This is a genomic window from Synechococcus sp. MIT S1220, from assembly GCF_047303025.1.
GTDB lineage: Bacteria > Cyanobacteriota > Cyanobacteriia > PCC-6307 > Cyanobiaceae > Parasynechococcus.
Genome location: NZ_CP138939.1, coordinates 1,962,904 through 1,984,858 on the forward strand (window position 1 = coordinate 1,962,904; position 21,955 = coordinate 1,984,858).

Consider the following 21,955-nt stretch of genomic DNA (forward strand, 5'->3'; position numbering starts at 1 on the left):
TCACCAGGAGATCTCTTGACTGCCTCGTTTACGTCGAATTGGAAGGATCTCCTGGAGGATCTTCTCCAGCGCGGATCCTGTGCCGGAGCAGACCTTGTTGAGGTCTTTCTCGAACGCACGGATCATCTCGGTCTCCTCGCTGAGCAAGACCGCATCACAAGTGTGAATCCGGCCTTTTCGCGTGGGGCAGGTTTGAGGGTGTTCCTCCACGGTCGTGATGGTTTTGTTAGCACCAATGATCTCAGTCGGGATGGGTTGACCCGTGCCCTTGATCAGGCCCTTGCCATGCTGGGGCTCGAGTCCCAGGCACTGCAGCAATCCGAAGCTTTCTCAGGTTTGCAGGCTCTCAACGATTACGGCTTGAGCAAGCAGGATTGGCTGCAGCGATGTCCCGATCTTGCATCGGCAAGTCTTCGCATGCTGGAAGGGACCGATCAGCTGCAACGGCTCGGTCAGCACCTGCAAGTGCGTCGGGGTAGTTACTCAAGGGACTGGCAGGAGGTGATGGTGGCCGCCTCGGATGGAACGTTCGCCCGCGATATCCGCTTGCATCAGTCCACCGGACTGTCTGTGCTGGCAGCCGATGGAGATCATCGATCCAGTGTCGGCCGACGGTACGGAAGCACAGACCGCCCCGATGACCTGGCCAACTGGAATTGTCAGGCCAGTGCTGCGGAGGTTTGTGAAAGCGCAGGAACCATGCTCCGTGCCGACTATGTCGATGCAGGACAGATGCCCGCTGTGCTGGCGAATCGCTTCGGTGGCGTGATTTTCCATGAAGCCTGTGGTCATCTTCTGGAAACCACCCAGATCGAACGAGGAACGACACCCTTCGCCGAAAGCGTCGGCAGCCTGATTGCGCATCCAGCTGTGACCGCGATCGATGAAGGCCTTAGTGGCGGTGCCTTCGGATCGTTATCGATGGATGATGAAGGAATGGCCCCGGAACGCACTGTCCTCATCAAAGATGGTGTTTTAGAGCGGTTTATCAGCGACCGTGCTGGGGAGCTACGGACCGGTCATCAGCGAACGGGAAGTGGACGACGTCAAAGCCATGCGTTTGCTGCTGCCAGCCGCATGCGCAACACCTACATCGATGCTGGCCCCCATCAACCGGAAGAGCTGATTGCTTCGGTGGACCGAGGTTTGTATTGCAAAGCAATGGGTGGTGGAAGTGTTGGACCGACAGGTCAATTCAATTTCGCCGTGGAGGAGGGCTACCTCATCGAAAACGGCAACCTCACTAAACCTGTCAAGGGAGCAACGTTGATCGGTGATGCCAAAGAAGTGATGCCACGCATCTCCATGTGCGCAAATGATCTTGAACTCGCTGCGGGATTCTGTGGATCGGTCAGCGGCAGCATTTTCGTCACCGTTGGACAACCCCACATCAAGGTGGATTCGATCACGGTCGGAGGCCGTTGAAAATGAGCAACACCAATTCACTTGATGCTGCAGCCCTAAGAGACCGTCTCCAGCTTCTGGCCAACCAGCAAGGCATCAAGCAATGGGATCTTGGTGCTGCCTGCAGTGATGACTGTTCTGTTCAGGTCGATCGGGGCGAAGCAAAGCAGATGAAGGCTGCCCAAAGAAGTTCAATCACCGTGAGAGTTTGGAACAGCGACGGACTTGTGGGCATCACCAGCACCACAGATCTTTCGAACGATGGACTGGAACAGGCTCTGGTGGGTGCCCATGAGGCAAGTCGTTTCGGTAACCCAGATGAGATCCCAGCTTTCTCCCCTCTGGCGACAGCACCACTGCCAGCGTTGGATCGCCCTCTCAAACAACGTCAAGGGATCCTGCCCCTTCTTGAAACACTGCGAGAAGCTGAAGCTGATCTGCTTGGACGCCATGACGCCATTCAGACCGTTCCCTACAACGGTTTAGCCGAATCACTGTCCCAAAGCCTCTATCTCAATAGTGAAGGGGCTTTGCGGCAAATGGAACGAACCCAGGCGAGCCTGTATCTGTACGCCCGGGCTGAACAGTCCGGGCGCAAACCAAGAAGTTCAGGGGCCGTTCGTCTCGCATTGGGCAGTTCCGATCTCGATGTACAGGGCTGCATTCAGGAAGCCGCCGATCGCACCATTAGTCACCTTGATTATCGCCCGATTGAAACGGGAACTTATCGGGTGTGTTTCACTCCTGAAGCATTCCTCTCCTTAATTGGAGCCTTCAGCAGCATGTTGAATGCACGAGCGGTACTTGATGGTGTCAGTTTGAGCCAGCGTGACTCCGTGGGATCAAAAGTGGCAGTTCCATTTTTCTCACTCCATGATGATGGACTTCATCCTGGAAATATCGGAGCCGCTGCATTCGATGGTGAAGGAACGCCGACTCAGAAGTTGTGTTTGATTGAGGGAGGAATTCTCAGCAGTTTCCTTCATTCAGAAGCAACTGCAAGAGCTTTCAATGTCAAACCTACCGGCCATGCCGGGCTCGGTGCAAAAGTGTCTGTGGGTGCGGATTGGTTTGTGGTTAGCACTACTGAAGGCACAACAAGTGGCTCTGATCTCGATCACCACACTGCAAGCGATTCTTTTGTTCTGGTCGAAGATCTCAGTGCGCTGCATGCAGGAGTCAAGGCTAGTCAGGGTTCGTTTTCCTTACCCTTTGACGGTTGGCTTGTTAAAGATGGAGTGAAATCGTCAGTTGAAGCGGCCACTGTTGCCGGTGACATCAGAACTCTTCTCAACACTATTCTTCAGCTTGAATCCGAATCAGAAGTTACAACCCGTGGTGTTTGTCCACATGTTTGGGTTGAAGGTTTGTCGATTACGGGCGAGGCGTGAGGATTCTCTTTTGGGGAACTCCACACTATGCAGTGCCAACTTTAGAGGAGCTACATCGAGCTGATCATCAGATCATTGGGGTTGTTACTCAGCCTGACAGGAGACGCGGTCGAGGCAAGCAGTTGGTTCCATCAGCGGTCAAGGTCGCAGCTGAACAACTCGGATGTCCAATCTTCACACCTAAAAAGATTCGCACTGATGCTGCTGTTTGCTCTCATCTAGCTTCTCTGGAGGCGGATCTTTCAGTTGTTGTGGCATTTGGTCAGATTCTCCCGAAAGAGATTCTCCAACAACCACCCTTCGGTTGTTGGAACGGACATGGCTCACTTCTACCGCGATGGCGAGGGGCCGGTCCAATTCAATGGTGTCTTTTGGAAGGAGATTCTGAAACAGGTGTTGGTGTGATGGCGATGGAAGAAGGTCTCGACACCGGCCCTGTTTTGATGGAGCGTCGAATCAAAATCGGTCTTCTGGATAATGCACAACAGCTCTCTGATCAATTAAGCAAGCTGACGGCTCAGTTGATGGTGGAAGCCATGCCAATCATTGAGGCCGCTGGACAAGGTCCTGAATCCGATCGGCTTACGCGTCTTAATGTGAAACCTCAGGCAGGAGAGTGTTCCTATGCGCGACTACTTAAGAAAGAGGACTTCACCATTGACTGGTCAGCATCAGCGCTGAAAATTCACCGCAAAGTGATGGGACTGTTTCCTGGTGTTGCCACCTTTTACCAAAAAAAACGTTTCAAAATACTGGATACTGAGCCATTAATAGAACGATTTAAAGACCAGTTGAGTCAAGATGTTATTTCTCTTGTGGGTCGTTGGGGTACTGGTACACATCAACCAGGACAAATTCTTCAAGTTATACATAATCTTGGTATTGTCGTCAGTACATCCGGATGCCCAATTTTGATCCGCGAAGGACAGCTAGAAGGCAAGAAACGAAGCCGAGGCCACTCCCTCGTCCAACAATTGACTCCTCAGATCGGTGAGGTATTAGGAGCTTGAGCCTAAAAGATAGCCAGGACATGTAAAACCCTTAGAAGTGATCTCAAAAACCAAGATTGATACTTAATTTGATTGCGCTGATCAACTCACAAAAGCCCTTCTATCGATTCGGCTTTTTATATCATTGCACGTATTTATCTTGGAATTATAATATTGAATTCTGTGCGAATATTCCACTCGCCAAGAAGTTGTTCCTCCATTGTCGACGGTCTCTTTGCATTGTAATAAGCCTGTATGGAAGCATTGACACGCGTCAAACCCATTCTGAATCTTCTGCCGACTCCACCGCCAAGCGGAAGCAACCATCCTTCCCCGCTTGGTTTCGTCCAATCGTTTGTGATTAAGGGGGAAGAGATGAGAAACCAATTTTTGTTGAGTCCATACTGAATATGGGGCCTTACAATCAATAGATTGACAGCATTCAGTTCTTGATTTCCTGCAAAAGACCACATGTTGTGTACACGCGCACCAACGAACCATCGTTCCTTTTGAAAAGCCGCGAACAGGGCAGGTCCAATGCTCCATTGTTCTGTACTGAGTGGGTACTTTCCTATTGGCGCAGAGAAGGATGGGCCGATACCCAAAACAAGGTTTGGCCCGGTCATCGGCGAGAGTACGAATGTAGGGCTGATGCTTGATAACCCTGTGCGAGTGGCTGGGTACCAGCCACTAAGGACCGGAACACCTGCTGGGCCCAGTGAAACCTCAGGTTCACCCCAGGGACGAGAAATGAAATTTAAAACTGTATAATTAAGAAGCGTCCAGTTATTGTTCAGTTTTATTGGAATAAAAGGTTTGACTTTGAGCGAGAAATAGTTTCTATTATGTCGTGCATATGGATCAACATTACGAGGCGCCCATTGTGTATCTGGGAACGCATTGAATTCAATTGGCATTCGTATGTTTTCGAGAATTTTATTGGTTTTATTCTGCTGTTCCTGCTGATCATGTGACGCAGGATCGCTCGCCATCACTTTTGGATGAGCGCACAAGGCGAGTCCCAGCAAGATATTTGTTGTTAACTTCAGTGGCACGTCAATTAATAATGACAATTTATTTTAACATTAAAAAACATTTGCGTCTTAAAGCAGTGATGCTGGTCAACCGTCTTGCTGTCAGGAATGATGATCACTGTGCTGATCTTCAACTCTCCGTGTACAGATTCCGTGCTTGATCCCACACCGAATTCAAGTCATTATCAGAGAGAGCAAGAAATTGAGGAGCCATATTAAACAGCCACTTCCGTTTTGTTAGACCTGATGTTTCCAAAAAAAATTGCTCTTGCGATGCCAACACTCGGAATTTCAAAAACTCTAGTAGCTGAAGACGTAGTCGAACACTGTCAACCAGCTGAAGGCGATTCTGAGGATCCATGATTTCGATGAACTCACCTGTCTGAACTCCCTCCAGATAGGGAGCCAGCAATTCAACCATGGTGTCTGGTTGCCAGTGCCGCTGTTTGGTTTCAGGGTGTGGTCTGTAGATCCATCCTGGGATGTTTTGCGAATCGCGAAAGCGCAATTGAATTTTCCAAAACGAAAATGTTTCAGGTGGATGAAGGTCTGTCCAGTGCAGTTGTTTGATGCAATGGTCTGGATGAGTGAGGCGGACTTCAAAAGGTGAAAAACTCAGATTGATGGTTCCATGCCAGCAATTGTGCAGATTGATTCCAGCAGCAGCAAAAAAAGGCTTCTGCATCTCAATGCTTCCAACTGGATATGGCGATTGATTCGAACGTCCAGAAGCCACTCCATGGCCGCGTTGAACAACACCCTTCAGAATCACCATCGTTCTCTCAGCGAGGCTCACGATGGCTGCATCGGTCGCAGGGGCCTGCAGGCAGAACCGCACAGCGAAGCAATGGGCTCCTTGCGTTGAAACGACAATTCGGATCCCCGATCACCCATCTCTGTCCCCACACCACAGCATCTTCGGGACGCCTCTGCCGCTTTACAAGCAGCGTGATCGAGGCCATCTGATATCGACCACCACGCAGCTGGTAGCGATGTCGCCTTTGAAGCACCAAGTAGCTCTCACCCTCAACAGTTATCCAACGTCCAGGCTGGGGTGGATCCTCAATCTGAACACGGTTCAGCAGTACAAGGCTTTCAGCCTGCCGAAGTTCAACCAGCATGTTCTGTATCTAGAGATGGGGCCAATCGCATCGAAAACCCCCAACTGAACAGAAAGGCAACGACCACCAAGATCACCCAATCCGGTTGCTGAAGTCCAGGCAAGACCACATGGATCATCAGTCGTAACCCTACAAATGCAACGGCTAAAAATCCGGCCCGTTCTAGCCGAGGAAAGATTTCAAGCCAACGGATAAACAATTCAGAGGTGAATCGCAAGGCAATGATTCCGATGACGGCACCAGTGGAGACCAGAATGATTTGATCGCTGATGGCCACCGCCGCGGCGACACTATCGATTGAGAACGCGAGATCTGTCAGGGCTAACAGAACAACCGTACGAATCAGAGACACGGCTGGTGCTGCGTCTTCCTGCTCAGAAAGCCCCGGCTGGAGCTCAGTGAGTTGTTTGGGTCGCACATGATCGATAAACAACCAGAGCAGATAGGAACCAGCCACCAATTGGATCAGAGGGTTTTTGAGAACCCACTGAGCCACAACGATCAATCCGATTCGGAGCACGAGCGCCAAGCTGATACCGATCGACAAAGCTTGGCGCTCCTTGTTGGCGGCTTTGCAGTTGCGGGCAAGGGCTGCCAACGCAATGGCGTTGTCAGCAGAAAGCACCAATTCCAACAGCACCAGTACAGGCAGAAGTGTCAACACTTCTCCCCACTGGTCAACGCCCTCAAACAGATCGCTGATCGAGGGCAATGTCGTGACGTCCATCATGGCAGCCTAGAAAGTGCAGAGCTGAGCCATGGCTATGCAGATCCAGGCCGTGCTTTGTCATGTCGACACGCTGAGATGTGTTGTCCGCGTGGAAGGCTGGGATGGGAACAAGAGCCTTGGTAGCGCTCTGGGTGAGGATCAGACCTGTGAAGCAGCTGAGGATCGCGCGATCAGACGCTTGAAGGCCCGTCTCGGCAGCGTGCACAACGACCAAGGGCATCGTCCTGATCATCCTTCCCCTGTGGTGAAGGCTCCACAGACGTCAACGGAACAGGAAGCGACAAGCTCTGACTCCTTTGTGCGGCCTACTGCTGAAGTGGCCCCTACAAGTTCTGCACCCAATGCAGGTACTCAACCATCATCAGATCTGCCGTCTTCAGAGGCCACTGAGCCGGATCTGCCCTCGGAAGCCCCAACGGATCCGGAGGACTGGAGTGAGGAACTGACGGCCATTGATCTTGAACTCCGCCGAATCGGATGGGACCGTTCGCTCGAACGCCTTTATCTCGAACGGGCCTTCGGGCATGGCAGTCGACACCGGCTAACCCGTTACGCCGATCTTGTGGCATTTCTGCGTCAGTTGCGCCAGATCGAGCCAGGAGAAAAACCTGAAACTGCATCGGTGCCGATACGACGCAGTGATCTCATCCAGCAGGGTGATCAGATGTTGCATCAGCTGCAATGGACGAGGGAACAGGCTCGGGATTTTCTGTTGAAACACCAACAGGCCAATAGCCGCCAACAATTAAGCGATGAACAGCTCCTGCAATTTAATATCCTGCTCGAAGACCAGCTGAACGCCAGTTAGACGTGATCAAACAATTTTGATAAATAAGTGTTGATCGCATCGACTAGCCAGGTTATCCGAATCGTTCTGTGTTGATCGCTTCACATTCACTTGTTGTTCAGCCGATTCATTACAGAATTAAATTGTAGAAATGTGCTGAATCAAGCTTGAGAACTCGTCATCGGCGATTGAATGTTCTAAGGCATGTATTTTCCGTACCAATCTATTCATTTCATATCACTTCTTCGCAGCTCCCACCATGCAGCATTACTTGATTGTCTGGACGTTCCCAACGGTAGAAGGTGCCTGGAATTCATCCTCTGGTTTTACGGAGTACATCAATGCTGGCTGTCCTGGTGATCGTTTTGAAGGATTTGAACTGAAATATCGCGTCTGTGAACCGATCAGTGGCAGTGGAGTTGCGATCGCCTGTGCGACCGATATTGGCAAGGTTTGGGCTCATCTTGCGCCTTGGATCAAGGGATTTGGCATTCAGTTTGAGGTAACGGCAGTTGTTTCTGATCAGGAATTTGCCGCCATGTGGCCGTCTGTGGAGGCCGCTGGCAGGTTGGATGAATAATTAACAACGAATCAACAGTCCACGTTTGGTTAAGGGCCCTGAATTGAGAATACTTAAGTTGCCTTGATATTTGCCGATCACACCGCGCTCTCGCAGCTTCTTGAAGACACGGCTTGTCGTTTCAGGTGACACCCCAGCCAGAAGCCCAATTTCTTGCTGGGCAATATCTGGAAGAGATGTACATTCTCCTTCCACTTGATCTCCTGACTTATTAGCGATATATGCAATAGCGTCCAAAATTCTTGTCAGCGCATCCTCCGTTCGCAGTGAAAATCTTCTGTTTAGATCGCGAAGCCTGCCAGCCTCAAGCTTTGCAATTTCCAGTGCCAAGTCTGGATTGGAATGCATCATATTCATTAGCATCTGACCTGGGAATTTGATGAGAGAGATTCCTGTTAAAGCGACGACATCTGCCGATCTTGCATGTCCATCGAGGAATGACATTTCACCAAAAATGTCTCCCGCACCAAGCAGACAAAAAACCCGCTCATCACCCTGCTCGGAATACGATCTGACCTTCGCAAATCCACTAAAAATAAGGTAAATGCAATCCCCCCAATCTTGTTCCATTGCAAGAAGTTGATCCTTGTCGTGATCTGATCGGTACACGCGGGTTGTTAAACAGTCTGCTTCTTGATCTGATAACGACTGAAAAAGCGGAATCGATTGCAATTCCTCACGCGTTAGAAAATGCATGATCTGCAAGGGTTAATAGCTCCCAATGGATCCTGATTGTTATCAGAATCACTGAATGCTTTGAGGTTGACATCCAAAGCATTCCGCATTCTCAGGTATTTCTCATTGTTGCGAGACACAATCATCTGTGACGCTGCTCACATCACACGATGGAGTCAGTTGTTGGTTGCTGGTCAGGCTCCGGAGCTGGACTCGGCACCATCAGACTTGGAAATGATGAAAGGACAAGAACGGTTCCCACACCCAGCAAAACAAGCAAGGGGATCAACCGAACCGTCGGTTGTTTTTCGAGCGGAGTGTGGCACTGGGCACAGATCGGCACTGCGCCCGGGGGTGGTCGTAAAACGATCGCTGGTCCACAACAACACGACGGACAGCGGTATCGCGGCATCTGTTCAAACGCGGTTTTTTGATTATGCCGATCACCACTGACGTTGGTGCATTGTCACAGTTTATTCCGGACTCTTTTCAACAGAACTCTATAGGCCTCCAGTCCATCAATCACTCTTTAGCCCTAAGCATCGAATCAATCCTTTGCATTGATTCGATGAGCATCTAAAAGTTCTCTTCGAGCTGTGCTCGTCACTCTAAAAGTTGTTTGAACTCTTCGGCACTGCGTTCAACGAGCCACAATCAACCATCGATTCCAACAACCTGCAGCTGATCATTGGCGAGATCCACTTGGGTGTGCAATGAGCTTGGGGTCTGGTGGCTTGTTGATCCGCTGTTTGAGCTCGATCATTTGCAGCGCTTCACAGTCGTTCGTCGGCGCTGCAAGGATCAGGGACTGCAGAACCGGACTGGATGCCGTTTAGATCCCTCGTCAAGAAACTCCAGGATTCCCCTCTGACTGGAGAGCTTCTTGAGCGATCGGGTCGTTCAGATCGTCTGATCTTGCGAGGTGCCGGTCGGGCAGCGAGAGCCTTGATCGCCAGTGCCCTGTCCCGGCGGGACGGTCGTCCGATTCTGATTGTGGTGCCAACCCTGGAGGAAGCGGGGCGATGGACCGCACTACTGGAGTTGATGGGGTGGAAGAACACCAGCCTCTACCCCACCAGCGAAGGGTCTCCCTACGAGCCTTTCGACCCCACTAGTGAAATCATCTGGGGTCAACTTCAGGTGCTCAGTGATCTGCTCTCCGATCCAAGCTGCGCCGACCGCGCCATTGTTGCGACAGAACGCTGTCTGCAACCCCATCTCCCACCTTCGGAAGTCCTCGCTGAACAATGCAAGACCCTGAAGAAAGGGGACGTCATCGATCTCGAGAAGCTGGCGGAACGACTGGCGCACCTGGGGTATGAACGCGTGTCCACCATCGATCAGGAAGGAACCTGGAGTCGTCGCGGAGACATTGTCGATATCTATCCGGTGAGCAGTGAACTGCCGGTGCGTCTTGAATTTTTCGGGGAGGAGCTGGACAAGCTGCGGGAATTTGATCCAGCCAGTCAACGTTCCCTTGACGGCGTTGATCAGCTTCGTCTGACCCCTACGGGGTTCAGCCCACTGATTGCCGACAGCCTGCGTGAGCGCATGCCTGAAGGCCTTGAACTACTTCTCAGCGATCAGGCTACCGACGAATTGCTGAATGGGGGAACGCCTGAGGGCATGCGTCGCCTGATGGGTCTGGCTTGGGATGAGCCCTCAAGCCTTTTGGATTACCTGCCATCAAGCTGCTGTGTCGTTGTCGACGAACGCCGGCAGGGTTTGGCCCACGGTCAGCAATGGCTGGATCATGCCCGCGACCATCACCTCGAAATGGCTTCTGAGCTCGGGCTATCAGAAGTGGAACGGGATCAATTCTGGCCGCCGCTGCTGCATCGGGAGATCGACGTGGCGTATGCCGCTGCAGCAACCTTCAAGGGTTTCGATCTGGCGGAACTGCTTGAAGAGGATCAGCATCCCAACAGCTTTGACCTGGCGAGTCGGCCGGTACCGTCCCATCCGAATCAGTTCGGAAAACTTGGCGAACTGATCAAGGGATGGCAGAAGGATCGCATTGCGGTGTGGCTGGTTTCAGCGCAGCCCAGCAGGGCTGTTGCGCTACTGGAAGAACACGACTGCATCAGTCGATTCGTACCCAATGCGGCGGATTCCCCTGCGATCAGCCGCCTGATTGAACAGAACACCCCCGTGGCGTTGAAGGCCGGCGGCACAGCGGAACTGGAAGGCCTGCAACTTCCGGCATGGCGCATCGCTCTGGTGACCGACCGCGAGTTCTTCGGACAACAAACACTTGGCTCCAGCGGCTATGTGCGGCGTCGCCGCAAAGCCGCCAGCAGAACGGTCGATCCCAACAAGATGCGTCCTGGCGATTACGTGGTGCATCGCAACCATGGAATTGGCCGGTTCAAGGCGATGGAAAAACTGGCAATTTCCGGGGATGTGCGCGATTACCTCGCCGTTCAGTACGCCGATGGCATCCTGCGCGTGGCCGCCGACCAGCTCGGAAGCCTCGGCCGGTATCGCGCCACCACTGAAAAACCTCCTCAGCTCAGCAAGATGGGAGGAACAGCCTGGTCGAAAGCCAAGGAGCGAACCCGTAAAGCGGTCCGCAAGGTCGCCCTTGATCTGGTGAAGCTTTATGCCCAGAGGCAGCAAGCGAATGGTTATGCCTTCCCAGGTGATGGTCCATGGCAGGGAGAATTGGAGGATTCATTCCCATATGAGCCCACGCCGGATCAACTGAAAGCAACCTCGGAGGTGAAACGGGATATGGAGAAAGCCGAGCCAATGGATCGGCTCGTCTGTGGTGATGTGGGTTTTGGGAAAACAGAAGTGGCCATTCGCGCCATTTTCAAAGCGATCACGGCGGGGAAACAGGTCGCGATGCTGGCCCCAACTACTGTTCTTGCCCAACAACACTGGCGAACCCTCTCGGAGCGTTTTGCGCCCTATCCGATCAAGGTGGCCCTGCTGAATCGATTTCGAACCGCCACGGAGCGAAAAAGCATCCTTGATGGCTTGAAGGCCGGCACCATCGATGCCGTTGTCGGCACCCACCAATTGCTAAGTAAGGGTGATGCCTTCGATCAACTGGGCCTTCTGGTTGTTGATGAAGAACAACGATTCGGTGTGAATCAAAAGGAGAAGATCAAGGTGCTTCGCAAGGACGTTGATGTTCTGACCCTTTCAGCAACACCGATTCCAAGAACCCTTTACATGAGTTTGTCGGGGGTACGTGAAATGAGTTTGATCACGACTCCACCCCCTCTGCGCCGTCCGATCAAAACCCATTTAGCGGCCCTTGATCCCGAAGCGGTTCGCAGTGCAATTCGCCAGGAGTTGGACCGCGGTGGCCAGGTGTTCTATGTGGTGCCGAGGGTGGAGGGCATTGAAGATGTGGCAGCGCAGTTGCGCGAGATGTTGCCCGGTTTGAAACTCTTGGTGGCCCATGGGCAGATGGCCGAGGGCGAATTGGAAAGCGCGATGGTGGCGTTCAATGCCGGCGAAGCGGATGTGATGTTGTGCACCACGATTGTGGAGAGCGGCCTCGACATCCCCCGCGTTAACACCATTTTGATTGAGGACTCCCATCGCTTCGGCCTTGCGCAGCTTTACCAGCTGCGCGGACGCGTGGGACGCAGCGGCATCCAAGCCCATGCCTGGCTCTTCTATCCCGGCAATGCTTCCTTAAGCGATAACGCACGGCAACGGTTGCGGGCGATTCAGGAATTTGCCCAGCTGGGAAGTGGCTATCAGCTCGCGATGCGAGACATGGAAATTCGCGGTGTCGGCAACTTGCTGGGGGTGGAGCAGAGCGGCCAGATGGAGACGATCGGATTCGACTTGTACATGGAAATGCTGCAGGAGTCCTTGGCCGAAATCCAAGGACAAGACATCCCCAGCGTTGATGACACCCAGGTTGATCTGCAGGTGACTGCCTTTGTCCCAGCAGACTGGATCACCGACCCCGACGAGAAGATCGCCGCCTACCGTGCTGCTGCCGATTGCGGCACAGCCGAGGCGCTCGTGGAACTGGCCGCTGGCTGGGCAGATCGCTACGGCGCCCTACCTGCCGCTGTGCAGTCGTTGCTGCAGCTGATGGAGTTGAAATTGATGGCGAAGCGCTGCGGCTTCTCAAGGATCAAGCCTGAAAAACCAAACATCGTGCTGGAAACACCGATGGAGGAGCCCGCCTTCCGCCTGCTGCGACAGGGCCTGCCGCAGCATCTTCATGGCCGTTTGATTTACCAGGCTGGCAATGGAATCCAGCACAAGGTGATGGCCCGCGGGCTCGGCGTGTTGCCGATGGAGAAGCAACTGGAACAACTGATGGACTGGCTGCGGCTGATGGTCGCCCAGATCCCAGATCCCGACGGAACAACCCAGTCCCAGAGGGAGGAGACGCAGAAGCAAAAGAATGCTGAGGTGCTGCGGGTGTGACTGCGTACTCTCATTTCTGAGAATTTTCCAACAGCGGCGCAATTCTTCGTTACATTGGTCCTAGTCATCGGGCGCGCATGGGTGAATTCATTGAGGTCAGCGCAGGTCCCAGCCTGTTCAACCTGATCAGTGGTGTGTTCTGTGTTGGAGCGTTGGGCCTGTTTGCCCTATTCCAAACCGACCAGAGTGATGACGATGATTCCAACGGCGGTGGTGGAGGTGGGTTGATGCAACCAATCAGCTGATGAAAAGAATGTTGACTTGAACGAATCAAATTATTATTTAGAATTACTCCAGCGAATTTTTTGCTTACCTTCTATAACGTTCTATTTTGTCTTTTATAATTTCAACTTTTCAATTTTTTTCTTTGTTTCAGTGTGCTTTTTTTGATTATTTCAAGTTTCATTAATAGTGTCAAAGCAATCACTTGTTGAACATTGTTCATCATGAATCATGTTTACTCCATTGCTATTTGCTGCAGAAAAAATCCAAAATCTTTGCAGCTGATTAAAAAGCAATTTGCCGATGCAATACCCATTAGAAAGTATTCATAGCGATAACCTCTCCTCGATAACATTGCATATATATCGTTGTCCTTCGATTTGCCACGTTCCATCCTGAAATCTCAATGCCAAATCCATCGCCTCAACATCCCCTTCTCGGGTTTTAAAGCATCCCTTTTTGTTCAATAATGTATCTAACGAATCCAATAATTCATCACATAAATCTGGATCATCATTGCTAGAACCGTCTCTCCAATACAGGGTTAATCCACGATTCGCCGTGTACTCCACCTCTAGGTCAGCAGGGTCTGCGTTGATGGCTTCAAGGATTTCAAGCAGACTGCGTTTCTCACCATGATTATGGACAGGCGGCCCTTGCTGAGAAGGGATCTGCCATGCTTCTAGTAGAGCCTGGTAATAAGGAAAGTAATCAGGAGTGCCATCTTGCTTGGAATAACCCGCCGCCAAGGTCATTTCTTCCTTGGAGACATGATTGAGTTCGGTAATCAAAGTAATAAGATCCTGACCTGTATGTCGATGTGTTGATGTGAATGTCATGAATGTCTTTGCCTATGGTTGATTGATTCAAAACGATTAATGCATTAATACTAAGTCGAGAATTTGACTGGATTCTGAGAATAACTGAAGGATTACCTGAGAAGTTGGAAAATAGGGCAAAAACGTGGTGCCCGCCTTGCCTTTATGCCTCCTCAGAGATGGACCAGACTTTAATCGTTTCATTCACCTCGTAATTTGGTGGTCATTGCATCCAAAAGATAGGAATTTGCTTAAAGTTATTCATTATTTTCGATTAATTGAGTTGCGATGAATGAATCTTGATAGGCCCTCACTTGCACAATTTTTCCGTCTTTCCATCGAACCAGCCAACAATAGCAATTAGTAAAGGGTACGTTATTATTCGCGACCGCCGTTGACTTCAGCTCAACAACAGCCCAATCACCAGAAATTAGAATATTTGTTGTCTTCAACTGAAGTGAGCCATGTACCAATTTACTAACACGCCTTATTGTATGGTTTAGGAATTCTTCTTTTGACGTGTAGTGACCCGCTGTTGGATGTGTTGGCATCACCAACCAATCAACATCATCAGCTACGGCATCGAAAAAACGATCTCCTTGCCCTGTCTCAAGATAAGAAAACAATTCCATTGCCTGCTGTTGAGTGACCGTCATGCTTCATTGGAGACACGAATTGCATTTTATATTCTTCTCAAGATTTTGCAGATACAAATCATTCATTCATTATAATACATAAAATCCTATGATATTTCAAGATCAATTTAAATGCACTCTGTTGTGAAAAGCTGTTTTGAGGATTATCTATTCCTATTATTTCATTTTGATTGCCACATGGATCTTGGTGAAAGCATTCGGGTATTACCATTCAGACTCAACAAGGATTTCACTTAGACATGTTCGAATTTATGCCCAAGTAAATGATTCTCATGATCGAGTATGGAGGTTGGGTTCATGTTTGGTCACACCTCTACAACACTTTAGTGATGAGTCTTGCGAAAGTTAAATGGATAGTGAGTACAGCTAATCAATTCATGATGCGAGTTGGGTATGCCTTGTTGTTTCTAATTATGGCCACCCTTTCGAACGGTGCAAAAGCAGGAACATGGTCGGATGTTGATGCACTTCGAGAACGGCTGGAACAAAACGGTGTTCGCGTCACGCAGCGTGATTGCCAAAGGGGTTTGCAAGGGGCCTACGACGCACGACGGAACAACCTCATTGTTTGTCGATCCCATCGCACCCCCAGGCAAGTTTGGAACACGTTGGCCCATGAAGCAGCGCATCGGATGCAGGATTGCGCAGGTGGAATGATTTCCAGGCCCGAACACCTGCAATCCATGGTCAGGACCCTCGCTAAATATTCTCCTGAAGACATCGCTTCACTCAGAGCCTATCCACGCTCCCAGCACAACATTGAAATCGAAGCCCGATACACCGCCAAATTACCGCCCAATCAAGTCCTGCAGCTCTTTGATCGCTATTGCGAAGGAATGCAACGTGCCTGACAATTTCAAATCAACGTTTTTTAATTGTGATCAACATCACAGCTTTTGACGACCAGCATCTCAATCGTGAAGGTCAAGCAGTGACATCATTGAACGATCTGGGTTCATCCCCCTTCCCTTTACTTTTTTAAAGACATGGAATTCATGATTCAAGAGTGGTCTCTCCACGTCGTTTTGATCGGCAGTGTTGCCGTCCTGGAAGCTGTCCGTGGGCCTGAACGGATCAGCACCGATCTCAATCCCTTGGACTCTCCCCGTGAGATTGCCTACCAGTTGATTGATCAGCCCAGTTGTTCATTGAGATGTCATTAATCTGCATGCCTTGATATTGCCTAAGCTAGTTCATCTTGACCGATCGCCTTAAGTTTGTCGACTGTCACTCAGTTTGATTTGGTCATAGGTCTGTTGCAGCTGATTTGCATAAGACGCAATTCCTGATGTCAGACTTTTTCGGTAATTTAAACCACGAGAACACTTATTATGGAATCACTGTTACTCCAAATTGCGATGGTAGCGATGAGTCAATTTGGGGGAGTGATGCACGCGCCAATGGCGATGAATCCTGGTCTTCCAAGTCGTCCTGCCATACCTATTCGGTACCCACAAGTCCCTGTTATGTCTGCTCCAAGGCCAAGGATCCCTGCATATCCGCAACAATCATCGACGATGCAAGCAGGCACTCTTGCTGCGACAACATGTTTGTTACGGTCTGGCCAGATTGATCGCGGACAGGCCATTTCAATTCTGAACCGTCAAGGTCAGCGTTTGGGTTGGTCTCCAAATTGGGGTCGCAACATTCCTCTCCAGGTGGTTGATCGGACGATTGCATCATCAGGGGGATGTGCAGCACTCTTAGATCGAGTTCAGGGGGAAGCGACAAGTGGAATAACTCAAATTTCCGGCACGTCTGTTAGTCGTAGTGAACAGGAAGGATTTGGGCTTTATCCCTACCGTTGAACGGTTGAGATCGTCGGCAGTTAATGCCTTTAGACCTTTGGCTTGAAAGCTTTCTGAACGCTTATTAAGTGAACGACTCCACTCGTATCAAGATCCATCAAGAGATATCAACTCATTGATGCAAAGTGGTAAAGAGTATAAACATCAACTGTTTCTGCCAGGTAATCACGACAAACTATGGCAGGGCTTGCAATGCCCTGCTTTGCCGGGTGATCGGGACCTCGGCTCTAACCCTCTCTTGCGGGAGAGGGCTTTATTGTTCTTTGGCATACAGGGGGTCTGGCCTGTTGCGAGACAAATTTGCAGTCAGCGTGGCATCTTGATTCCGACATTTTTGTTTCGTGCATTAGGATCCGGATTGGATCAGACCAACGGACTTCTGTTGATTGATTTAATGTTATCTAAAACGTTCATACATTGGCTCTTCGATGACGACCGAGCTGTTTAATTCATTGGCCAATTGAATATCAAGATTGGTTCTTATTAATGAGAGCCGAATTTATGTTGCTTGACTTGGGGTTATAAGTTTGTGCTGAATTTGCCTTGCGCAAAACATTGATCAGTGTTACTTCAGCGACACGATATTGGCTGTCTTTACCAGTGCCAAGATCATCTGCTGTGATCGAGCGAATTTCCTCTTCACTCATCTCAGCTTGAACGTCTGGCTCAATGCCGTTCTTGTGGATGTCGCGACCACTGGGTGTGAGGTATTTTGCAATGGTGACCGTTAATCCAGAACCATCAGCCAGACCCCGCACGGATTGCACAAGACCCTTCCCAAAGGTTTTCTTGCCGACTAGCTGAGCTCGATCATTGTCCTGAAGTGCCCCAGAAAGAATCTCACTGGCACTTGCAGATCCTTCATTCACCAAAACAACCATTGGCTTATCCGTGATCGCGCTGCCGGTGGCACGTCGAACATCGCGAATCCCTTCACGCGTTCTGGTGCTAACAATGGTGCCCTCATTTAGCCATTGACGAGCAATATCGACGCTGGCTTCTAGCAAACCGCCAGGATTACTTCTTAAATCGAGCACATAACCCTGCGCTCCCTGCTCCTCCAACTCACGAATTGCATCACGCATTTCACGCGCAGCATTGGCATTGAATTGTTTGAGTCGGATATACCCAACCTTCCGCCCATTTGGAGCAGAATTAAGGGAGGTTTCAACAGCATTGATCTCAATGCGTGCCCGCACCAACGGCACGTCCAACAACACACCTTTCCGCCGGAGCCCAAGCACCACTTTTGTGCCCTCTGGACCACGAATGAGCTTGACCGCATCGGCCGTAGTCATTCCCTTTGTGCTTTCTCCGTCGATGCTGACTATCACATCCTGAGGTTGAACACCCGCCTTCGATGCTGGTGTCCCCTCAATCGGAGAAACAACGGTGAGTTCTTTGGTGTCTTTGTCCAGACTCAATTGAATGCCGACACCCCGCAGTTCTCCGGAGGTATCGATCTGCATCTCTTTGAATTCCTTTGGATCCAAAAAGCGTGTGTATGGATCTTTCAGGCTGGCGAGCATGCCACGTATTGCTTCGTAGGATTCACCCGTTCCCGCATAAGATTTTGATAACAAATCTCGCCGTAATTGTTTCCAATTGTCTGGGGTGTAACTTCCGTTTGAGTCAAGAAAGTCACGATAAACGATTTGCCAGACTTGATCAATGACTTCTTTTGGACTGTCAGTGATTGATCCACCCGATGCACTCGGAAGACTCAGGCTGGGCTGAACAATGTTGAAGGCTGTAGCAACACCTCCGATCCCTAGGAAGAGAAGCAGAGGACCCGACCGCAGAATGGAACGCAACTGGAACGGTCTGGGCATGAGCCCTCAGCAATGTCTTTACATTAACGACATCAAGCTGGATCGACCCAGCGACCGTCATCCTTGATCAACTGGATCAGGGCTTCGACTCCTTCCGACTCCGGCACACGCCGAATCTCCTCTCGCCCCCTGTACAGAGAAATCACTCCCGGTGCACCTCCCACATAGCCGTAATCCGCATCGGCCATCTCTCCTGGCCCATTGACGATGCAGCCCATCACGGCAATGTCGAGACCAGTGAGGTGATCCGTGGCGATGCGCACCTGCTTGAGCACCTCCTCGAGGTTGAACAGCGTTCGTCCACAGCTGGGGCATGCCACATACTCCACCATGGTTTTGCGGAGTCCCAATGCTTGGAGAATCGAGTAGCAAACCGGAATTTCTTGTTCAGGTGCTTCCGTCAATGAAACCCGAATCGTGTCCCCCAGGCCCTCGGACAGAAGCGTGGCGATTCCAGCTGTACTTTTGATCCGTCCGTAATCACCATCACCCGCTTCAGTGACCCCGAGATGGAGTGGGTAATTGAATCCTTCGCGATCAAGTGTGTCAGCCATCATGCGATAAGCGGCCATCATCACCGGGGCCCGCGATGCCTTCATTGAAATCACGATGTTGTGATAATCCAACTCATCACAGATCCGTACAAATTCCATGGCGGATTCGACCATCCCCCAAGGTGTATCTCCATAGGTGAACAACATGCGCTCAGCCAAGGAGCCATGATTCACTCCAATTCTCAAGGCCTTGTTCTGGTCGCGCAACACAGTGACCAGCGGCGCAAATGTTTCACGAATTTTCAGACCGATCGAATCAAATTCTTCCTTTGAAAATTCCTGGCGATCCGGATCTGGCTTTCCAAAGACAAACAAGCCAGGATTAATTCTGACCTTGTCAACGTGTTTTGCCACTTCGATGGCGATCTTCACCCCGTTGTGATGCACATCTGCGACGAGTGGAACATCACAGCCTTCCGCCCGAAGCCGCTCACGGATCTGACCCATGGCCACGGCATGGGATCTGGATGGCGCCGTAACACGCACAATTTCACAGCCTGCATCGGCCAGGCGTCTGATCCCTGCAACAGCTCCGTCGATATCGAGCGTGTCTTCATTGATCATCGATTGCACGACCACTGGATGGTCACTGCCGATCGGCACCTTCCCTACCCAGACGGTCCGCGTCCGGCGTCGATGAATCTGCGTGTCGTAACGACGGTTGAGATCAGCCTGAGTGGTCTGAAGAGTGGCCGTCATGGCGTGTGGCGACGCAATCGAGTCAACGTTCGCACAGGCGCCGTCGAACGGTGGCCAGGTCATGTCGGGTCAGATCCCATGGACCGCCCTTCGCATCAGGGGAGTGGCGGAGCAGATAGGAGGGGTGAAAGATCGGCATCACCAGCCGGTTCTGCCACGTCGTCCACGTTCCACGCAACATCGTCATTCCACCTTTCAAGCCAAGGATGGCTTCCACCGCTGTCGCCCCGGCGAGCACGATCACCTGCGGGTCCACCTGAGCAAGTTGCAGATCCAACCAGCGTCGACAGGCTGAAAGCTCACCGCGTTTGGGGCGTCTGTTGCCAGGCGGCCTGCACTTGACGGCATTGCAGATATACAGATCACGATCGAGCTGAAAGCCAACGTCCTGCAACAGCCGATCGAGGGTCTTCCCTGAACGCCCCACGAAGGGTTGCCCCAGAGCATCCTCCTTCGCGCCTGGGGCTTCACCGATCAACATCAAACGGGCCTCTGGGTTCCCTCGTGAAATCACAACGTTCTGACGTGTATCCGCAAGGGGACAGGCGGTGCAGTCGCGGCACTGTTTCAGCTGTTCAGGATCCATGCCTATCCATTGCGATACCGGAGCTGGGCACAACGATCAGGAACGGGTTCTCTTCTGGATCAAGAAGCCAGGCCTCTGCACCGAAGGGTTCGGAGCGTGGTGCTTCCAGCACCGTTGCGCCTTTCGCTCGGAGATCAGTCACGACAGTCTGGAGTTGTTTGATGGGTTCTTCGTGTTCTTGAAGCCTCAGACAGGGTGCTAAGCAACGACCTTTCGAAGGGAACGGACGCGTCCTTGAGGGCCTGTAGAACTCGATCCGAAGGTCTTGCGAAATGGTGAGGATCCAATGGTGTTGCGCCAAACCCTGATGCGGCTGACCCGCCAACAGCTCCGCGTAAAAAAGGACCAACTGCGCTGGATTGTGTGATGCAAGGACCCAGCTGAACTGCGTTGTAGACATCCTGAAAGCATGAACACAGGTTGTGCGGGGCACCAGGCAAGGCAGGATGAGATTTTTAAGCGCACCTGGGGTGGTGCGTCGCCGATGCCCCGTCTGCCTGTTCTCTCAGATCGCGCCAACGCCCTCAAGCCATCCTTGACGCTCGAGATCTCGGCTCGGGCCAGAGTCCTTCAGAACCAGGGGCATGACATCTGCAGTCTCAGCGCTGGTGAACCGGATTTCAATACTCCAAATTTCATTATCGAGGCCGCTCAGAATGCACTGCGTGATGGGGTGACCCGCTACGGACCAGCAGCGGGAGCGCCAGAGCTTCGGGCGGCAGTGGCTGAAAAGTTGACTCGGGAAAACGGAATTCCGACCCAGCCCACTCAGGTGCTGATCACCAACGGTGGCAAACAGGCGATCTACAACCTCTTTCAGGTCCTGCTGAATCCTGGGGATGAGGTTCTGCTGCCAGCTCCTTACTGGTTGAGTTATCCCGAAATGGCTCGTCTCGCCGGAGCCAAGGTGAATGTGATTCCGACCTCATCAGCGGATGGGTTTCGCCTGGATCTTTCTCTGCTTGAAGAGCACATCACAGAGAAAAGCAAACTGCTGATCCTCAATTCCCCTGGCAATCCCACCGGCCATGTGATGTCACGTGCTGATCTGGAGGGTGTCGTTGCACTGATGCATCGCTATCCGCAGGTCGATGTCATGAGTGATGAGATCTATGAATATTTGCTGGCAGATGGTCAGGAACATTGCAGCTTTGCCTCCATTGATGACGATCTTCTCGAGCGCTGTTACACCGTTAACGGATTCGCCAAGGGATGGGCGATGACCGGTTGGCGGCTCGGATATCTCGCTGGTTCTGAGCCAGTGATCAAAGCAGCTGCTGCATTGCAGAGTCAAAGCACGAGCAATGTCTGCAGCTTTGCCCAGCGAGGGGCCCTGGCGGCCCTTCAGGGATCCAGGGATTGCGTCAGAGCGATGGCCGAGACCTACAACGTCCGTCGCAAATTGCTCAGTAAGGGTTTGCGTTCCATTGATGGGATCACGCTGTCTGAGCCACAAGGTGCCTTCTACGCGTTCCCTGAGCTCCCCGATATCAAAGGTGGATCAATGGAGTTCTGCCGACGGGCCCTCGATGAAAAAGGATTGGCTGTGATTCCTGGGATTGCTTTCGGCAATGACAGGTGCATCAGGCTCTCCTGCGCTGTCTCGCATGAGACGATCAGCGAAGGCCTTGAACGTCTGAGTGATTTCCTCAGAACGTATTGATT

At 51.4% G+C, this 21,955-nt stretch carries 24 protein-coding genes; 12 read left to right on the forward strand and 12 right to left on the reverse strand.

The window, feature by feature from the left end:
- Window positions 1-15: 15 nt before the first annotated feature.
- The 3 genes from SIB64_RS10040 to fmt are packed head-to-tail and all read left to right on the forward strand — an operon-like array spanning window position 16 to window position 3,805.
- Window positions 16-1,425: a TldD/PmbA family protein gene (locus tag SIB64_RS10040; RefSeq protein WP_413440081.1), complete on the forward strand. Its 1,410-nt coding sequence runs from the start codon at window positions 16-18 to the stop codon at window positions 1,423-1,425.
- A 2-nt stretch (window positions 1,426-1,427) separates the two neighbouring features.
- Window positions 1,428-2,795 (forward strand): TldD/PmbA family protein, encoded by a 1,368-nt coding sequence (locus SIB64_RS10045; protein ID WP_413440082.1) that lies wholly within the window; start codon window positions 1,428-1,430, stop codon window positions 2,793-2,795.
- Window positions 2,792-3,805, forward strand: coding sequence for a methionyl-tRNA formyltransferase (gene fmt / locus SIB64_RS10050; RefSeq protein WP_413440083.1), 1,014 nt, complete (start codon window positions 2,792-2,794; stop codon window positions 3,803-3,805). Before SIB64_RS10045 ends, fmt begins: the two co-directional genes overlap by 4 nt.
- A gap of 134 nt (window positions 3,806-3,939) precedes the next feature.
- Here fmt and SIB64_RS10055 read toward each other — a convergent pair whose 3' ends face one another.
- The 4 genes from SIB64_RS10055 to SIB64_RS10070 form a co-directional block, all read right to left on the reverse strand.
- Window positions 3,940-4,776 carry a neuromedin U gene (locus SIB64_RS10055; protein ID WP_413440084.1) on the reverse strand — a complete coding sequence of 279 codons (837 nt, stop codon included), beginning with the start codon at window positions 4,774-4,776 and terminating at the stop codon, window positions 3,940-3,942.
- 172 nt (window positions 4,777-4,948) lie between these two features.
- Window positions 4,949-5,614, reverse strand: a complete 666-nt coding sequence (locus SIB64_RS10060; RefSeq protein ID WP_413440085.1) for a hypothetical protein — start codon at window positions 5,612-5,614, stop codon at window positions 4,949-4,951.
- On the reverse strand, window positions 5,601-5,939 hold the full coding sequence (locus SIB64_RS10065; protein ID WP_413440086.1) for a DUF6464 family protein: 339 nt from the start codon (window positions 5,937-5,939) through the stop codon (window positions 5,601-5,603). Before SIB64_RS10065 ends, SIB64_RS10060 begins: the two co-directional genes overlap by 14 nt.
- Window positions 5,929-6,666, reverse strand: coding sequence for a TerC family protein (locus SIB64_RS10070; protein ID WP_413442979.1), 738 nt, complete (start codon window positions 6,664-6,666; stop codon window positions 5,929-5,931). Before SIB64_RS10070 ends, SIB64_RS10065 begins: the two co-directional genes overlap by 11 nt.
- 31 nt (window positions 6,667-6,697) lie before the next feature.
- On the opposite strand from SIB64_RS10070, the gene SIB64_RS10075 reads away from it, so the two are divergent.
- Complete coding sequence (locus SIB64_RS10075; protein WP_413440087.1) at window positions 6,698-7,477, forward strand: hypothetical protein; 780 nt, start codon at window positions 6,698-6,700, stop codon at window positions 7,475-7,477.
- Window positions 7,478-7,715: 238 nt separating this feature from the next.
- Entirely contained in the window at window positions 7,716-8,036 is a 321-nt protein-coding gene (locus SIB64_RS10080; RefSeq protein ID WP_413440088.1) for a DUF3303 domain-containing protein, read from the forward strand.
- On the opposite strand, the gene SIB64_RS10085 is transcribed toward SIB64_RS10080, so the two are convergent.
- Window positions 8,037-8,732: a Crp/Fnr family transcriptional regulator gene (locus SIB64_RS10085; protein ID WP_413442980.1), complete on the reverse strand. Its 696-nt coding sequence runs from the start codon at window positions 8,730-8,732 to the stop codon at window positions 8,037-8,039.
- Between the two features lie 149 nt (window positions 8,733-8,881).
- Between SIB64_RS10085 and SIB64_RS10090 the strand changes: the two genes are divergently transcribed.
- The 4 genes from SIB64_RS10090 to SIB64_RS10105 all read left to right on the forward strand — a co-directional run bounded on the left by SIB64_RS10090 (window position 8,882) and on the right by SIB64_RS10105 (window position 13,360).
- Window positions 8,882-9,145, forward strand: coding sequence for a hypothetical protein (locus SIB64_RS10090; protein ID WP_413440089.1), 264 nt, complete (start codon window positions 8,882-8,884; stop codon window positions 9,143-9,145).
- 254 nt (window positions 9,146-9,399) lie between these two features.
- The gene (locus SIB64_RS10095; protein ID WP_413440090.1) at window positions 9,400-9,582 is read left to right on the forward strand and encodes a hypothetical protein; all 183 of its coding nucleotides are present in this window, start codon (window positions 9,400-9,402) and stop codon (window positions 9,580-9,582) included.
- A complete protein-coding gene (gene mfd, locus SIB64_RS10100; RefSeq protein WP_413440091.1) occupies window positions 9,537-13,115 on the forward strand; it encodes a transcription-repair coupling factor in 3,579 nt (1,192 codons plus the stop codon). Before SIB64_RS10095 ends, mfd begins: the two co-directional genes overlap by 46 nt.
- A gap of 77 nt (window positions 13,116-13,192) precedes the next feature.
- The gene (locus SIB64_RS10105) at window positions 13,193-13,360 is read left to right on the forward strand and encodes a hypothetical protein (protein ID WP_413440092.1); all 168 of its coding nucleotides are present in this window, start codon (window positions 13,193-13,195) and stop codon (window positions 13,358-13,360) included.
- A 303-nt stretch (window positions 13,361-13,663) separates the two neighbouring features.
- Here SIB64_RS10105 and SIB64_RS10110 read toward each other — a convergent pair whose 3' ends face one another.
- Entirely contained in the window at window positions 13,664-14,176 is a 513-nt protein-coding gene (locus SIB64_RS10110) for a hypothetical protein (protein ID WP_413440093.1), read from the reverse strand.
- A 236-nt stretch (window positions 14,177-14,412) separates the two neighbouring features.
- On the reverse strand, window positions 14,413-14,811 hold the full coding sequence (locus SIB64_RS10115) for a nuclear transport factor 2 family protein (protein WP_413440094.1): 399 nt from the start codon (window positions 14,809-14,811) through the stop codon (window positions 14,413-14,415).
- A 413-nt stretch (window positions 14,812-15,224) separates the two neighbouring features.
- On the opposite strand from SIB64_RS10115, the gene SIB64_RS10120 reads away from it, so the two are divergent.
- Together SIB64_RS10120 and SIB64_RS10125 are read left to right on the forward strand one after the other, a co-directional pair.
- Window positions 15,225-15,662 carry a hypothetical protein gene (locus SIB64_RS10120; protein ID WP_413440095.1) on the forward strand — a complete coding sequence of 146 codons (438 nt, stop codon included), beginning with the start codon at window positions 15,225-15,227 and terminating at the stop codon, window positions 15,660-15,662.
- A gap of 135 nt (window positions 15,663-15,797) precedes the next feature.
- Window positions 15,798-15,974, forward strand: a complete 177-nt coding sequence (locus SIB64_RS10125; protein ID WP_413440096.1) for a hypothetical protein — start codon at window positions 15,798-15,800, stop codon at window positions 15,972-15,974.
- Between the two features lie 301 nt (window positions 15,975-16,275).
- Here SIB64_RS10125 and SIB64_RS10130 read toward each other — a convergent pair whose 3' ends face one another.
- The 5 genes from SIB64_RS10130 to SIB64_RS10150 form a co-directional block, all read right to left on the reverse strand.
- Window positions 16,276-16,542, reverse strand: coding sequence for a hypothetical protein (locus SIB64_RS10130; RefSeq protein ID WP_413440097.1), 267 nt, complete (start codon window positions 16,540-16,542; stop codon window positions 16,276-16,278).
- A gap of 544 nt (window positions 16,543-17,086) precedes the next feature.
- Window positions 17,087-18,451 (reverse strand): S41 family peptidase, encoded by a 1,365-nt coding sequence (locus SIB64_RS10135; RefSeq protein ID WP_413440098.1) that lies wholly within the window; start codon window positions 18,449-18,451, stop codon window positions 17,087-17,089.
- Window positions 18,452-18,483: 32 nt separating this feature from the next.
- Window positions 18,484-19,704, reverse strand: a complete 1,221-nt coding sequence (gene ispG, locus SIB64_RS10140) for a (E)-4-hydroxy-3-methylbut-2-enyl-diphosphate synthase (RefSeq protein ID WP_413442981.1) — start codon at window positions 19,702-19,704, stop codon at window positions 18,484-18,486.
- A gap of 22 nt (window positions 19,705-19,726) precedes the next feature.
- Entirely contained in the window at window positions 19,727-20,290 is a 564-nt protein-coding gene (locus SIB64_RS10145) for a uracil-DNA glycosylase (RefSeq protein WP_413440099.1), read from the reverse strand.
- Complete coding sequence (locus SIB64_RS10150; RefSeq protein WP_413440100.1) at window positions 20,280-20,690, reverse strand: VOC family protein; 411 nt, start codon at window positions 20,688-20,690, stop codon at window positions 20,280-20,282. The genes SIB64_RS10145 and SIB64_RS10150 overlap by 11 nt, the downstream gene beginning before the upstream one ends.
- 84 nt (window positions 20,691-20,774) lie before the next feature.
- Here SIB64_RS10150 and SIB64_RS10155 point away from each other — a divergent pair, with 84 nt between their 5' ends.
- Window positions 20,775-21,953: a pyridoxal phosphate-dependent aminotransferase gene (locus SIB64_RS10155; RefSeq protein ID WP_413442982.1), complete on the forward strand. Its 1,179-nt coding sequence runs from the start codon at window positions 20,775-20,777 to the stop codon at window positions 21,951-21,953.
- Window positions 21,954-21,955: the final 2 nt, after the last annotated feature.